This is a genomic window from Endobacterium cereale (assembly GCF_009617585.1).
In the GTDB taxonomy this organism is placed as follows: domain Bacteria; phylum Pseudomonadota; class Alphaproteobacteria; order Rhizobiales; family Rhizobiaceae; genus Neorhizobium; species Neorhizobium cereale.
This window is the reverse complement of the sequence record NZ_WIXI01000022.1, coordinates 660878-676543: the sequence shown is the minus strand read 5'-3', so window position 1 is coordinate 676543 and position 15666 is coordinate 660878. Positions and strand designations below refer to the sequence as shown.

At 59.3% G+C, this 15666-nt stretch carries 10 protein-coding genes; 8 read left to right on the top strand and 2 right to left on the bottom strand.

The features are described from left to right. Positions 1-11 precede the first annotated feature (11 nt). The 5 genes from GAO09_RS03485 to mmsB all read left to right on the top strand — a co-directional run bounded on the left by GAO09_RS03485 (position 12) and on the right by mmsB (position 6851). Positions 12-938, top strand: coding sequence for a Gfo/Idh/MocA family protein (locus tag GAO09_RS03485; RefSeq protein WP_153352627.1), 927 nt, complete (start codon positions 12-14; stop codon positions 936-938). A 45-nt stretch (positions 939-983) separates the two neighbouring features. Next, entirely contained in the window at positions 984-2816 is a 1833-nt protein-coding gene (locus GAO09_RS03480; protein ID WP_153352626.1) for an IlvD/Edd family dehydratase, read from the top strand. 159 nt (positions 2817-2975) lie between these two features. Then, on the top strand, positions 2976-4037 hold the full coding sequence (gene chvE, locus GAO09_RS03475; protein ID WP_153352625.1) for a multiple monosaccharide ABC transporter substrate-binding protein: 1062 nt from the start codon (positions 2976-2978) through the stop codon (positions 4035-4037). A gap of 57 nt (positions 4038-4094) precedes the next feature. Then, positions 4095-5657 carry a multiple monosaccharide ABC transporter ATP-binding protein gene (gene mmsA, locus GAO09_RS03470; RefSeq protein ID WP_153352624.1) on the top strand — a complete coding sequence of 521 codons (1563 nt, stop codon included), beginning with the start codon at positions 4095-4097 and terminating at the stop codon, positions 5655-5657. A 3-nt stretch (positions 5658-5660) separates the two neighbouring features. Further along, complete coding sequence (gene mmsB / locus GAO09_RS03465; protein ID WP_153352623.1) at positions 5661-6851, top strand: multiple monosaccharide ABC transporter permease; 1191 nt, start codon at positions 5661-5663, stop codon at positions 6849-6851. Between the two features lie 98 nt (positions 6852-6949). On the opposite strand, the gene GAO09_RS03460 is transcribed toward mmsB, so the two are convergent. Next, positions 6950-7144 (bottom strand): hypothetical protein, encoded by a 195-nt coding sequence (locus GAO09_RS03460; RefSeq protein WP_153352622.1) that lies wholly within the window; start codon positions 7142-7144, stop codon positions 6950-6952. A 115-nt stretch (positions 7145-7259) separates the two neighbouring features. Between GAO09_RS03460 and GAO09_RS03455 the strand changes: the two genes are divergently transcribed. The 3 genes from GAO09_RS03455 to GAO09_RS29530 are packed head-to-tail and all read left to right on the top strand — an operon-like array spanning position 7260 to position 10327. Beyond that, positions 7260-8381, top strand: coding sequence for a hypothetical protein (locus tag GAO09_RS03455; RefSeq protein ID WP_209018589.1), 1122 nt, complete (start codon positions 7260-7262; stop codon positions 8379-8381). A 4-nt stretch (positions 8382-8385) separates the two neighbouring features. Beyond that, positions 8386-9213, top strand: a complete 828-nt coding sequence (locus GAO09_RS03450; RefSeq protein ID WP_153352620.1) for a DUF4198 domain-containing protein — start codon at positions 8386-8388, stop codon at positions 9211-9213. Positions 9214-9217: 4 nt separating this feature from the next. Beyond that, the gene (locus GAO09_RS29530) at positions 9218-10327 is read left to right on the top strand and encodes a HupE/UreJ family protein (protein WP_209018588.1); all 1110 of its coding nucleotides are present in this window, start codon (positions 9218-9220) and stop codon (positions 10325-10327) included. A 465-nt stretch (positions 10328-10792) separates the two neighbouring features. On the opposite strand, the gene GAO09_RS03440 is transcribed toward GAO09_RS29530, so the two are convergent. Further along, positions 10793-15664: a GMC family oxidoreductase gene (locus GAO09_RS03440; RefSeq protein WP_153352619.1), complete on the bottom strand. Its 4872-nt coding sequence runs from the start codon at positions 15662-15664 to the stop codon at positions 10793-10795. Between the last annotated feature and the right edge of the window lie 2 nt (positions 15665-15666).

Below are 15666 nucleotides of genomic sequence, written 5' to 3'. Positions count from 1 at the left end.
GAAGAGTGATAATGGGTAATATTCGTCTCGGCATCGTCGGGCTTGGGAAAATCGCCAGGGATCAGCATCTCGGCGCCATCGAAGCGGCTGACGGTATCGAACTGACCGCCGTCGCCAGCCGCAATGCACAGCTGGAAGGCGTGCACTGTTTTCGCGACATCGGTGAAATGCTGGCATCGGGCGTCGAGCTCGATGCGATCTCGCTGTGCACGCCGCCGCAGGGCCGGTTTGCGCAGGCAAAGGCGGCGCTTGAAGCCGGCAAACATCTGATGCTGGAAAAGCCGCCGGGCACCACGCTTGCGGAGGTGTTTGCGCTGGAAAAACTGGCGCGTGAAAAAGGCGTCAGCCTTTACGCTACTTGGCATTCGCGGGCGGGCGCTGCCGTCGAACAGGTGCGTGAACTGCTGGCAAAGCGCACGTTACGCTCGGTCTCGGTCATCTGGAAGGAAGATGTGCGCTACTGGCATCCCGGCCAGGCCTGGATCTGGGAGCCGGGCGGTCTCGGCGTCTTCGATCCCGGTATCAATGCGCTCTCCATCGTCACCCATATCATGCCGGACAGTTTTCACCTGACCTCGTCCGACCTGTTCTTCCCGGAAAACCGGGCAGCACCGATTGCCGCCAACCTCAAATTCGAAACCGCCGGCGGCATTCCCGTCACGGCCGAGATGGACTGGCGCCAGACCGGCCCGCAGACCTGGGATATCCGCATCGACACCGAGGAAGGCCCGGTTGCGCTCACCCATGGCGGTGGCCGTGTCATCATCGATGGCGAAAAGCAGCCGGAGGGCGAAAACCACGAGTACCGCCGTCTCTACGAGCGTTTCGTCGAACTCGTGCAGAACTCCGGGATCGATACCGATTTTTCGCCGCTCGTGCATGTGGCTGATGCCTTCATGCTCGGTCGTCGCCACGCCGTCGAAGCGTTCGAGGATTGAGATGAACACTCGATCCGCCCTTGCCTCCAATTCGAGAACAGCATCATGAGCCATTCCGACAATCACGACCCGAAAGCCATCGTCGAAGCCGCGAAGGGCCGCAAGCTGCGGTCGCGCGCCTGGTTCGACAATCCGGACAATGTCGACATGACGGCGCTTTATCTCGAGCGCTACATGAATTTTGGCCTCAGCCAGGCCGAACTGCAGTCGGATCGTCCGATCATCGGCATTGCCCAGACCGGTTCGGACCTGTCGCCGTGCAACCGTCACCATCTGGAACTGGCGCACCGTCTGCGCGAAGGTATTCGCGAAGCCGGCGGCATTGCCATCGAGTTTCCGGTGCATCCGATCCAGGAAACCGGCAAGCGTCCGACCGCGGGCCTCGACCGTAACCTTGCCTATCTCGGCCTTGTCGAAGTGCTCTACGGTTATCCGCTCGATGGCGTCGTTCTGACCATCGGTTGCGACAAGACCACACCAGCCTGTCTCATGGCGGCGGCCACCGTCAACATCCCGGCTATCGCACTCTCAGTCGGCCCTATGCTGAACGGCTGGTTCCGTGGCGAACGCACCGGTTCGGGCACCATCGTCTGGAAAGCCCGCGAACTTCTCGCCAAGGGCGAGATCGACTATGCCGGCTTCGTCAAGCTGGTTGCCTCGTCGGCGCCGTCCACCGGTTATTGCAACACGATGGGCACGGCAACGACCATGAACTCGCTGGCCGAGGCGCTCGGCATGCAGTTGCCGGGTTCGGCCGCCATCCCGGCGCCCTATCGTGATCGTCAGGAAGTGTCCTATCTCACCGGCCTGCGTATCGTCGAAATGGTCAAGGAAGACCTGAAGCCTTCCGACATCATGACCAAGGAAGCCTTCATCAACGCCATCCGCGTCAACTCGGCGATCGGCGGCTCCACCAATGCGCCGATCCATCTGAACGGCCTTGCCCGCCATATCGGCGTGGAACTGACTGTCGACGACTGGCAGCAATATGGCGAGGAAGTGCCGCTTCTGGTCAACCTGCAGCCGGCCGGCGAATATCTCGGCGAAGACTATTACCATGCCGGCGGCGTTCCGGCCGTCGTCAACCAGCTGATGACCCAGGGTCTCATCCACGAGGATGCGATGACCGTCAACGGCAAGACGATCGGCGAAAACTGTCGCGGCGCCGTCATCGAGGACGACAAGGTCATCCGCACCTATGACAATCCGCTGAAGCCGCATGCCGGTTTCCGCGTGTTGCGCGGCAACCTGTTCAATTCGGCGATCATGAAGAAGAGCGTGATTTCGGACGAATTCCGCAATCGTTACCTCTCCAACCCGCAGGACCCGGAAGCCTTCGAAGGCCGCGCGGTCGTGTTCGATGGTCCGGAGGATTACCATCACCGTATCGACGATCCGTCGCTGGAAATCGATGCGAACACGGTTCTGTTCATGCGCGGCGCCGGTCCGATCGGTTATCCGGGCGCTGCCGAAGTCGTCAACATGCGCGCGCCGGATTACCTTTTGAAGCAGGGCGTCTCGTCGCTTCCCTGCATCGGTGACGGTCGCCAGTCCGGCACGTCGGGCAGCCCGTCCATCCTCAACGCCTCGCCGGAAGCGGCGGCAGGCGGCGGTCTCGCCATCCTGCGCACCGGTGACAAGGTTCGCATCGATGTCGGTCGCGGCACCGCCGATATCCTGATCTCGGCCGAGGAACTTGAGACCCGTCACAAGGCACTCGAGGCGGACGGTGGTTTCAAGTACCCCAAACACCAGACGCCCTGGCAGGAAATCCAGCGCGGCATCGTCGGGCAAATGGAATCCGGCGCCGTGCTCGAACCGGCGATCAAATATCAGCGTATCGCGCAAACGGCAGGCCTGCCGCGCGACAACCATTGACGCACCCCCCGAAATTCAAGGTGGTTTCGGGGCGTTCGATGGGCAAGCTTAGGAGACTTTCGGCGGCGTTACGCCGGAGGAACAAAGGCGGCGGCTGAGGGCCGTCGCCCAGAGGAATGGGCGGCTCGTTGTGAGCACGCTTTTTTTGGGAGAGTAGTCATGAACGTATTCAAATACCTGTCGACGGTGGCTATCGCTGCTGCCGTCGCCTTTGCCGCACCGGCATTTGCCGCCGACAAGGGTCTCGTCGGCGTTGCCATGCCGACCAAGTCGTCCGCACGCTGGATCGCCGATGGCGACAACATGATCAAGGTTCTGCAGGAACGCGGTTACAAGACCGATCTGCAGTACGCCGAAGACGACATCCCGAACCAGCTGTCGCAGATCGAAAACATGATCACCAAGGGCGCCAAGGTTCTGGTCGTCGCTTCTATCGACGGCACCACCCTGTCGGACGTTCTGGCTCAGGCGCACACCGCCGGCATCAAGGTCATCGCTTACGACCGACTGATCCGCGACACGCCGAATGTCGATTATTACGCCACGTTCGATAACTTCCAGGTCGGCGTTCTGCAGGCCACCACGCTGGTCAAGGCTCTCAAGGCCGACACCGAAAAGGGTCCGTTCAACATCGAACTCTTCGGCGGTTCGCCGGACGATAACAACGCCTACTTCTTCTACGACGGCGCCATGAGCGTTCTGCAGCCGCTGATCGACAAGGGCACGCTCGTTGTCGGCTCCGGCCAGACCGGCATGGACAAGGTCGCCACCCTGCGCTGGGACCCGGCAACCGCACAATCCCGTATGGACGCCATCCTGTCCTCGACCTATTCCGACAAGAAGCTGAACGCTGTTCTGTCGCCTTATGATGGCATCTCCATCGGCATCCTGTCGTCGCTGAAGGGCGTCGGTTACGGCTCCGGCGACATGCCGATGCCGTTCGTATCCGGTCAGGACGCTGAAGTTCCTTCGGTCAAGTCGATCATCGCTGGCGAACAGTTCTCGACAATCTTCAAGGACACCCGTGACCTTGCCAAGGTCACGGTCGACATGGTCGATGCCGTCATGAGCGGCAAGGAGCCTGAGGTCAACGACACCAAGACCTACAACAACGGTAACAAGGTCGTTCCGTCCTACCTCCTGAAGCCTGTCGCCATCGACAAGACCAACGTCGATGTGCTGGTAAAGAGCGGTTACTACACCGAAGCCCAGATCAAGTAATGTCTGAAGGTCGCGCGGCGGATATGCCGCGCGACCCCTTTTTTATGGGGTATTGTCATGCTTGATCCGGTTCCGCTTGCGGCGGAGAAGCCGCCTATTCTGGAAATGCGCGGCATTTCGAAAAATTTTGGTGCCGTCAAGGCACTGTCAGATGTCAGCTTTACCGTCAGGGAAGGCGAAATTCACGCGCTGGTCGGCGAAAACGGTGCCGGCAAATCCACCCTGATGAAGGTTCTGTCGGGTGTTTATCCCGCAGGTTCCTACGAAGGCTCGATCCTCTTCGATGGAGAGGAGCGTCATTTCCGCGATATCAACGATTCCGAAAAACTCGGCATCATCATCATCCATCAGGAGCTCGCGCTCATTCCGCTGATGTCGATCGCGGAAAACATCTTTCTGGCCAATGCGCCGTCGAAATTCGGTGTTATCGATCAGGACGAGCGTTATCGCCGCACGAAGGCGCTGCTGACCAAGGTGGGCCTCCACAGTGAGGCGCCTGAAACGCTGATCACCAATCTCGGCGTCGGCAAGCAGCAGCTGGTGGAAATCGCCAAGGCCCTGTCGAAAGACGTCCGCCTGCTGATCCTCGATGAGCCGACTGCTTCGCTTAACGAGACGGATAGCGCCGCACTTCTGGAACTCCTCAAGGAATTCCGTCGCAACGGCATCACCTCGATCATGATCAGCCACAAGCTGAACGAGATCACCGAAGTCGCCGACCGCATCACGGTTCTGCGCGACGGTCGTACCGTCGGCACGCTCGATTGTCACGAAGGTGCCGTCGATGAGGACGAGATCGTGCGGCGCATGGTCGACCGCGATCTCGAAAGCCGTTATCCATCACGCACGCCAAAGATCGGCGACGTCATTTTCGAAGTCGAAAACTGGTCCGTCTATCATCCGCAGCATTCCAGCCGGCAGATGGTCAAGAACGTCTCGATGAAGGCGCGTGCCGGCGAAGTCGTCGGTATTTCGGGCCTCATGGGCGCCGGCCGCACCGAGTTTGCCATGAGCGTATTCGGTCGTGCCTATGGGCGTGACATCACCGGCACGGTGAAGGTTCATGGCAAGGCGGTCGATACGTCGGATGTCCACAAGGCCATCAAGGCGGGGCTGGCTTACGTCACCGAAGACCGCAAGCAGCTCGGCCTCATCCTGGCGGAGGATATCCGCAAGAATGTCTCGCTCGCACACTTGGGCGGCGTTTCCACACGCGGTGTCATCGACGATATCTCGGAAATGAAGGTGGCGCAGGAATTCCGCACCCGCATGCGGATCCGCAGCCACAATGTCTATCAGGAAACCGGAAAACTTTCGGGCGGAAACCAGCAGAAGGTGGTTCTGTCCAAATGGCTGTTTACCGGCCCGGATATCCTGATCCTGGATGAGCCGACGCGCGGCATCGATGTCGGCGCGAAATACGAAATCTATTCCATCATCAACGAACTTGCGGATGCCGGGAAGGCCGTCATCGTGATCTCGTCGGAAATGCCCGAGCTGATCGGCACATGCGACCGGATCATGGTGATGCACGAGGGTGAATTCGTCGGCGAAGTGGCCGGCGAAGAGGCAACGCAAGAAAATATCATGCGCGCCATCATGCGCCGCAGGGAGAAATAAACCATGAGCACTCCACAGGAAGCAGCGGTCGCCCCGAAAGCGGGCACCGGTTTCTGGAAGGAAAACCTTCGCGACTACGGCATGCTGATCTCGCTTGTCGTCATCGTCATCTTCTTCCAGTTCGCCACCGACGGCATTCTCTTGAGGCCGCTCAACGTCACCAATATCGTGCTGCAGAACTCCTATATCGTCATCATGGCGCTGGGCATGCTAATGGTTATCGTCACCGGCCATATCGACCTGTCGGTCGGTTCGGTGGCGGGCTTCATTGGCGGTCTCGCCGGGCTTCTGATGGTGCGGTGGGGCGTCGATATCTGGCTGTCGATCATCGCCTGCCTCGTGGTCGGCGGTGTGATCGGCGGTATCCAGGGCTATTTTGTCGCCTATTTCAAGATACCGTCCTTCATCGTCACGCTGGCGGGCATGCTGGTCTTCCGCGGTTTCATGATCGCCATTTTGGGCAGCCAGGCCATCGGCCCGTTCCCGCCGATCTTCCAGAAGCTGTCGTCGGGTTACGTCGTCGAGTTGATCTCGTCGGATGGCGGCATCTATCTCACCTCGCTGCTCATCGGCCTTGTTCTTGCTGCCCTGCTGGTTTGGCAGAATTTCCGCAGTCGTTCGCGCCGCATGCTGCACGGTGTTGAAAGCGAACCTTTCGGTTTCTTCGTCGGCAAGAACATCCTTGTTCTCGCAGCCGTCGGTTACGTCGCCTATCTGATCTCCTCGCATCGCGGTCTGCCCAACGTGCTGATCATCATGGCGGTTCTGATCGTCGCCTATGGCTTCTTCACCAACCGCACCATTCTCGGCCGACAGATCTATGCCGTCGGCGGCAATGCGCGCGCAGCCGAACTCTCGGGTATCAAGACTACGCGTCTGGTATTCTGGACCTTCGTCAACATGGGTGTTCTGGCAGCACTTGCCGGCCTCGTGGTTGCAGCCCGTCTGAACAGTGCCACGCCGAAAGCCGGTACCGGCTTCGAGCTTGACGTCATCGCGGCCTGCTTCATCGGCGGTGCTTCGGCCTATGGCGGCGTCGGTAAGGTCACTGGTGCGGTCATCGGCGCCTTTCTGATGGGTGTCATGAACAACGGCATGTCCATTCTCGGCATCGGCATCGATTACCAGCAGGTCATCAAGGGCCTGGTTCTGCTCGGCGCCGTCTGCGTCGACGTTTATAACCAGCGCCGCTGAGCCAGGACAGTTTTCGGTGAGGGGCTTTGTCCCTCACCGTCAGTTCGAAGCCTGCCTGCCGCCTCGTCATGACACGAGGCGGCAGGCAGGCTTTTTTGTCAGTGGAAGGCTACCGGTAGCACCATCGGCACGACGACTTTTTTCTCCAAAACCATTTTACTCCACCGCTGCGGGCGAAATTGATTTTTGTTGCTAAAGCAAAAAGCCATGATAGGCTGCAATTCAATCTTTGATTGTGTTTTGCCGTTTTGGAGGCGCCACGGTTTCACGCCGCGCGGAACAAAACGGATCATGCAGACATACGGCATTTATGGGTAAGGGCTCTCGGGGGATGGTCTTATGTCCGCAGCATTCGTGTTTTTTTGCCGCCTTTGGAGTGCCTGGCTTCGGCTGGCGCTGGCGCCTCTCATGGTTGTGTCTCTGGCGCCCTGTTTCGCAGCAGCGTCAGACCACGCCGATCCGGTCAATCTGACAGATCCGGAAGCGAACATCACCGGTCTGTTCTTTTATCCGGATGGCGAGGACATGATTCTCATTCTCAACGTCCGCAGGTCGTTGCGCAAGCCAAAACCTTACGATCTCAGCGACTATCTCTATCAGATCCATATGGATTTCACGACGCCGGTGACCTTTGACAAACCGGATGATCTGGCGCGTTATGGCGGCACGATCGCAACGCCACGGCTGCTTCATGACGATGCGACAATCTCGATCCGCCTGAACGATGACACTAGCATTCGGGAAGTCAGCTCGACGGGAATAGAGATACCAAATGCTGTTCGGTATAGCGGTGTACGAGACGATCCCTTCGTGTTCCCTCGTTTTTTCAAGCAGAATGTTATTTCCATGGCGCTACGTGTGCCGAAGGTCGCCTTTCCGGCCGGCCAGCGGCACTTCGTTCTCTGGGCAACGACCTCCAAGAACGGCAGACGGATCGATCATGTCGGGCGTTCGCTTCGCAGCCAATTGCCGCGCTTCGGGTTTCTGAATGATCTGGAACCCAAGGATCAGGTTGCGGCGCTCCTCAAGCGCAAGGCGTTTCTGGACGATACCTACACGTTCTTTCGCCAGAAGCGGGAATACTGGTCGAAGGCCGTTGCCGATCTCCTGCAATTCACCTTCCAGCTTCGAAAATACGACGCCCAGCCGGATGTGATGATCTACAGCACGCAGTTTCCGCCGGGTTTTCCGAATGGTCGCAAGCTGGAGGATGATGTCGTGGCGCAGGTCTGTGCGGCGGGCGACTGCCTGTTGCAGGAACTCTCCTTCATCGAGGGGGATTGGCCAAGGGTGATGGTCAACGACAAACCCTTCGTGACGAGCTTTCCTTATGTGGCCGAGCAATGGCCGGATCAGGCCGAAGCGCCGCAGCCGACCGCGAGCATCTGGCCCTATGTCATCCTGATTATCGTTGTCCTTGCCATTGTTTTCTGGGCCTTGGTCGAGGCCATTCGCCGGTTGGTGATCTGGTTATGGCGGTGGCTGTGGGCAAAATTCGCAGCGAAACCCGCCACCGCGCCGGCCCAGTAAGCGCATGTCATCACCGCATTTTCGAAAGGCACGGTGGCGGCGATCGTCGCTGGCGGCTTTTGCCGGGGCCTTTCTCTTCATCGGCGCAGGGCAGGTCTGTGCCCATGATTTCTGGATAGAACCATCATCCTTCCGGCCGCTGCCGGGATCGATCGTTTCCGTTGGGTTGCGGGTCGGGGAGAATTTCATCGGAGATCCCGTGCGACGGCAGGCCAGCCTTCTCAAACGGTTTGTTATTATTCAGGCTGGAGAAGAGCAACCAATCGCCGGATCCGACAATATCGATCCGGCCGGCCTGTTCGAGGCTGACGGCCACGAGACCGCGCTTGTCGTGTATGGCGGTGGCGGTTCTCAAATCGAAATGCCGGCACAACGTTTCGATGAATATCTGGTCCAGAACGGCTTGGGTGACATTGTTGCTGAGCGTATCAGGCGGGGCGAGCAGGATCGCGTCGGCCGTGAGCGGTTTTACCGCAATGCCAAGGCCATTCTCGGTGGAGAAATCGGCAGCGAGCTCGTGACCAGACCAGTCGGGCTGCGATACGAAATCGTGCCGCTTGCGGACCCGACACGGGTGGAGGCTGTGCTCGACCTGCGTCTGCTGATCGATGGTGAGCCGCTTGCAGGGGCGCAGATTGAAGCCATAGCCAGAGACAGGCCAGCAGCCAGGATCGTCATGCGATCGGATGCGAAGGGAGAGGTGCGGATGCATCTGCCTCAGGCCGGTGTCTGGCTGATCCGCTCCGTGCATATGCGACGTGCCGGCTGGTTTTCCGATGTGGATTGGGAAAGCGACTGGGCCTCGCTGACATTCGAGATGTTGGGGGATTGAATATATGGCAAAGCGTTATTGGTGTTTCTGTCTTTTCGTCGCGTTTTTCTGGCTTTGGCCATCCCTTCATGCTTCCGCACACGAGATCGGCACCACAAGTGTGCGCCTGACGCTCGGTGCTGATAAACGCTGGTCAGTGGAGATCACTACTGCACCGACCATGCTGATCAATCGGCTGGAGGCCGAGCGCAATGAGCCACCCAGCCGTGACCTGACGGAGGCGCAGGCGCTCGAACGGCTGCAAGGCCTATTGCCCGCACTTGCGCCGCATATGCAATTGCGTTTCGGTCCGCAGGCGGTTGCGGTCGAGCCAAACATTGCCGAGATGGTGATCCCGCAGGATATCACGTTGCCGGCTTTCGTGACCTTGAGCGCGGGCGGCCCCATTCCCGCACAGGCCGAGACACTGTCCTGGCGTTACGAGCTGGTCTTTAGCACCTATGGGCTTGTGGTGGTGGACGAGGCACATAGCACGTCTGAGACCCAATGGCTGGAGGGAGCTTCCGAGAGCAGGCCTTTCTCCATCACCGGCAATGTCGCAAAACAGGGGCTTCCCGGCCTGATGCTGCAATATCTGGAACTCGGGTTCCTTCATATCCTCCCGGAAGGGCTGGATCACATTCTCTTCGTGCTCGGTATCTTTCTTCTGTCTCCGCATTGGCGCCCGATCCTCGTTCAGGTCACGGCCTTCACGCTGGCGCATTCGGTCACATTGGGTTTGAGCATGTATGGCATTGTCAGCCTGCCATCGCATTTTGTTGAACCGCTGATCGCGCTTTCCGTCGCCTATGTGGCGATAGAAAACATCGTAACGCGAAACCTGTCGCCCTGGCGGCCGGTCGTGGTGTTCTGCTTCGGTCTCCTGCACGGCTTGGGCTTTGCAGGCGCCCTGCAGGAATTGCAGCTTTCCCGCGCTGATATCATTCCGGCGCTGATCAGCTTCAATATCGGCATCGAACTCGCGCAACTGGTCATTATCGCAATTGCTTATTTCGGTTTTGCCATTTGGTTCCAGCGCTGGAACATCTACCGCCCCTATGTGGCCATTCCCGCCTCCGTGGTGATTGCGGCAATCGGCCTGTTCTGGACGGCGGAGCGGGTGCTGGAATTGTAAGCCGCAACCGAGTCCCGTAAACGTTCGAGGTTAGCCGCCCAGGGCATAGGTCCGAGAAGATGGGTCAGCAGGCGGCGCGCTTCGGATGCTGCCGATTGGGCCGAATAACCGTGCAGCCTGCTGGCGAGATTGGTTTTGACCTTTGGCTTTGCGTGTTTGGCTGTATGGCGCCTTGTCGTCGCATCTGCGCCTATGTTCGGCTCAGGTGAAACCGCGGCCATAAGGCAATCAACGAATGCCTACTGTTGCAACTGACCCGGTCTCTCCGGGCGGCGCTGGCCCCGAATGATTGCGCCTCCAAAATCATCTCATGGCCGTAGTGAACCGGCGGCATCGGCCGGAGCGGCCCAGACCGCACGGTCGCAACATCATGCGTTGCCAAAGTTCGGCTGTCCCTTTCGTTGGGTTACGCAAAGGAAGCTATCGATCTCGGCTAGATGGCAGCCGGCGCGCCCGCACAAAATTCTATCCGAACACGCTGTTGCCGGCGCATTCCCCAAGCGAGCGATAGCTTTCCCATTGGTCGTCCTGAAAAAACTGGTCGAGCGTCGATTGATTGGGAAAAGCCGTGTTGAGTATGGCATAGTTGGTGACATCCGCCGGGACTTTTGGGGCCAGGTTCGCCTTGATCAACAACAGCCAGCAACCGGTTGCCGGCGCATCCCTGAAACACACGCGGGCAAAGGCGGTGGTCACGGGGCCATCACGTTTGATGCTGTCGAGATTGCCGATGGCCAGAGGTTGCTTGACGACATCCCGGATAAATTGCGGAATTTGGAGCGCATCCGGTAGTGCCTGTGCGGCGTTCTGCAGGCCCGCCCATGGCGATGCTCCCGGAATGGCGATGCCGGGGTCGAGCCAGGTGATTTCGGCGCCGAAGTCGAGCCGCACTTGCCGCATCAGGATGGCGACATCCTCCATCTGGTAATCCGGATCTGCGCCGGCATCGACGGCGATGATCAGCGGCAGGCGCCGGCGGATCAGTTCGTAGACCCCCGAATTTTCGAAATGCCCGCCATCGCTGAGATACCAGCGTCTCGCATTCGGCCCTTCAAAACGCGCGCGCCATTCGTTCAGGATGATCGCCTGAACCGCGAAAAGTGCGGAAGGAAGCCCCTTTATCTTTCTCCACAAACCGGGCGGATAACGGCCGGGACGATCTCCGGCGTCGATGCCGCTGTTCCACCAGTAACCGAGGCGGATATTCAAAAGACCAAGCAGCAGCGCCATCGGCAGGCTGGTATAGCGCCCGGCGCCGGTGGATTTTGCCGCGGCTGAAATCGCCATCCAGCGGCCGACCGTCAGCTGTTCGACCGCAACCTCGCTGCTGTCACGGCTTTCAAAGGCATGGAATGCATTCGGATCTGGCGAGACCGGAATGGCCTCTACGGCCCGCCGGTCGCGACTGACCCATTTTTTCGGTGCGGCAGCGACTGTAGCGGCCTGTTTCTCAGGCTCCGGCTTCCACAAGGCATGAAAGCGCGAGCCGACACTGATGCCGCAGGGGCCAAGCGCCATGCCGAGGCCTTTGTTGCCACGCAACTGCCGACCTGACTGATAGTCCACCGTTTCATTGAGACAGACATTGATGAGATGAAGTGGTCCGCCGTGACGCTCAGGGTGATAATCGGTCAGGAACATGTCGTCGCCGCTGTCTGAGACCTGCACAGGCACCGCCGCATCGGGGCCAAGCGGATGCACGCGGTTGTTGTTGGACGCGCCGAGGAAGGTTCGCGTCAGTTTCTGCGTGAAGGATTGCTGCAGCGAGGAAAGATTGGCGAATTTATAGGCGTGGCCAATCGCCAGCGAGACAAAAAGTGCGGACAGCAAAAGCCATGCCCCGATCGTCTCATCCCGGTTGAAGGCGTAATGGACAAGAGCATCGAGCGCGACGAAGAAGACGGCGGCAAGACCAAAGCTCAGGACGTTGACGGTGATGCGCTGCCGCAATGTTGGCGGCAGGCTGCTGGCAATTTCGGCTGTGCTGCGCGGCAGCAGTTTCGTCGCGATGCTGCGCAACAGAAGCAGAAGCGGCGGTGCGGCGATGACCGTAGCAGCCATATAGGGCATGCTCTCGGCGTCGGAAAAATATCTTGCCAGACTGTCGAGCAAGACAAAAATCACGGTGGTGCCCAGCAGGAACAGCGAGGAACCAAGCGCGCGCGACAGACGGTTGCGATAGAGCGCCACATAGTCGGTGCCGGCCGGTGCCGCTGGTTTTTTCCAGCGCAGCACTTCCTGCCAGCTCCATGCCAGCAGCAGCACGACGATGGCGGTAAAAGCCGGCAGAAGCAGGGATGGCAGCGTCAACGCGAATATGGCGGCGCCCAGCAGGGCCGCCCAGGAGAGCGTCCCCGTCAGGGAATAACGCCAGCGCGAGCCCGGATTGGCGAGCAGCCAGTAACCGATGGCAAGCGGTATGACGGATGCAAGTGCCACGGCCACGGATAAAACCCACCAGGGCGATATTTCAATGCCGCCTAGACCCCAGTTTGGTATCTCCACGGGGATCCATTGACTCAGCCAGTCAGGCAGCCATGACGGCACATCGATCGACGTCAGGTTGCATGCGGTACATTCGTCGAATTCCACCGCCGCCGTCTGGTTCACCATCGGATCGCCGACCGGGCTTGGGGTAATCGCGATTGCCTGAACGGTAAACAGCGTATCGGCCAGCCAGCGCAGGGCGCTTAGGGCCGTCACCACCAGCGCGGCAATGCAGAACAGCATGGTCGTCAGATTACGGGCGATAATGGCGATGTCCGTTTCGAAATCCGAGCGCCCGCCGCCGATGAGGTAATCGGCATTGCGACGCAGCCACCAGATTTCCGGGGATGTCGGATCGGTCAACGTGTGTGCCACCTGCTTTTGCAGGTTTGGTGTCATGGGGTTTTTGCGCGTGAACAGCCGCCCCAGAAAGCCGCCGATAAAGCCGCCACCCGAAACGGTGGAGAGAAAATCGATCTTGGCAAGTACGCCGTTTTGGGCGAGTGCCTGCAGCACGCCGAGGCCGTAGGTGGCGCTGCGAATACCGCCGCCGGACAGGGCAAGACCGATACAGTCCTTCGGCAGATGGGCGTCCGGCGTGCCGACCGGCGCATCGTTTTCGAGCATGCGGGCCGCTTCGCTCCGCTCCTCGGGGTCGGTGGGCGTGGCCGCATTGATACGTCGACGCTCTTTGACGGCGGCGGCCTCGCAGGCCATCAGGCTGTCGGGATAACTGGGTCGATCCTGCAGGATCGTGTCGGCCGCCTTTTCGCCAATCATGAAAACAGGCGTGACGATGAAATAGCCGGGAATGCGGGGGAAAACGGAGGCATCGACCACGCGCAGATTTTCGACGCCATGAACGCGGAACTTGCTGTCCAGTACAGCATACTTGTCGTCCAGATCCTTCACATTCGCGCGCCATACATCGCTGCCCATGCGGCAAGTGCCGCAGGCATGGTGCCCCCAGGCCTGCTGCCGCACCCAGTCATTCAGCAGGTCGTAGCTGTCGAGGCTCTTTCCCGGCTGGACCTCATCTTTCAGGCCCTTGATCTTCTTGTTGGTCTCGCGAATGTGACCGACTGTTTCGATCAACGCAGCGGCATCCTTGTCGCCTGCTCCGCGCGGAAAGGAGTTGAAATCGATATCGGGCACATCGAAAGGATCTGCCGTGCGCAGCCGCACAAGACCTTGATTGTTGTCGGTATAGGCCTTGAGAATGACCCAGCTCCACAGGTTTCTCTGGTCGGTGCCGGCGCCCTTGGTGCGCCACAACAACTCCTTCGACCAGCCCCAGTAATAACCTCGGAAAGCGGCGGGGATGCCGAACACGAAGAGATCGGGGTCTGCCTTGCGCGTGTTGACCTTGGACGACATCATGAAGGCAAGCGCACCACCATTGGTGGCGTAAAGCCCACCTTGATCGGTTCGCCATTTCTTCAAAAGGGGATCACTGGTCTTGTTCGGATCACCCGGCGGGACGGAAGGATCGGGCTGGAAGGTTGCGTCCTTCAGCGTCGAAAAATCGTTCTTCAGTTCGGAGATGACGCTGACTTCGTAACGGTCCTGCAAATTGCGCCCGACGCCCGGCAGATTGATGACCGGCGAGACGAGATCGCCCGCCCTGTCGCGCAGACCGTCAATGCCCATCTTCTTGAGATGGGCGGCTTCGCCGATACCGCTCAGCATCAGCAATTGTGGCGTATTGAACGAACCGCCGGAAACGATCACGTCCTTGGTGGCAAAATATTGGCGCTTCTCACCCGTCGGGCCCGGTTGTCCCCGGCTTGCCCTGTAGAGGTTCGCGCCGAGTTCAACCTCGACGCCGACAGCCCGTGGCGGAGCTGAGCGTGTCAGTTTTTCGAAGATCAGCCGTGTGGCATGGGCGTTTGTTTTCAGCGTCAGTGCGTTTTTCGGATCATTGGCCACCGTCAGCAGCCATTCCCGCAGGCCGATGCGGCGGCTGCCATCGGTGCCGATCGAAATCAGGGAAAGGCGGGCGCGGTTCGGCACATATTTGGCGCGGGCATTGGGGTCGAGAAACTGCAGGATCTGCAGATGGGTTGCTGCCTCCTTGAAGGCGCGAGAGGCGCTTCTGCCGGAGAGCGCAGACCAGACGACATCGAACAGCAGTTTCAGGAACACACGGTCGCCACGCACGATGGCGGCGATCACCAGAGGGTCGATGAAGCTTGTCGGCTGCCAGCCCTTGTGGCCATGGCCGTTCGGGTCGAGGTGGACGGCCGGGTTGATCTTGGCGGCCACCCATTGGACGAATTTGAAAAACTTGCCCAAAAATCCGTCATAAACAGCGTAATAGAGGCAGTTCTCGATCTTCGGGAAATAACCCTGCATATTGCCCGAACGCCACGACTGGTCACCGGTAAAATCGGCAATGTCCTCCCAGTCGGAATCATTCGGACGGATGATGATCATCGCGTGGTGCGAGGTGCAGCCGCCAAGGGCTGCGGCACGCGGATAAAATATCCCACCCTTGCCGATGCCACCGGTCGTGGAAGGATCCATGGTCGGATCGTATTTGTTGTCCTCCGCCTGCTTTTTATCATTGCCGTAATGGCGAACGGAAAAGTCCCAGCTCGTAACCGTGTCTTCGGTGGCTGCCGCGTGAAATGCCGGGATTGTATAGGTTTCCTCCGGATAGTCCTGGCCGGCAACGGCCGTGTCCGATCCTGCCTCGATGACCAGCACCCTTTGCCCGGCAAGCGCCAGTCGGGCGGCAAGAGGTCCGCCACCGGCGCCGGAACCGATCACGATATAATCGTAATGAGTCTCCTCTGCGCTGACGAGGGACGGCAGTTCCGCGACATTTGCGGATGATTGCTCGTTCATGG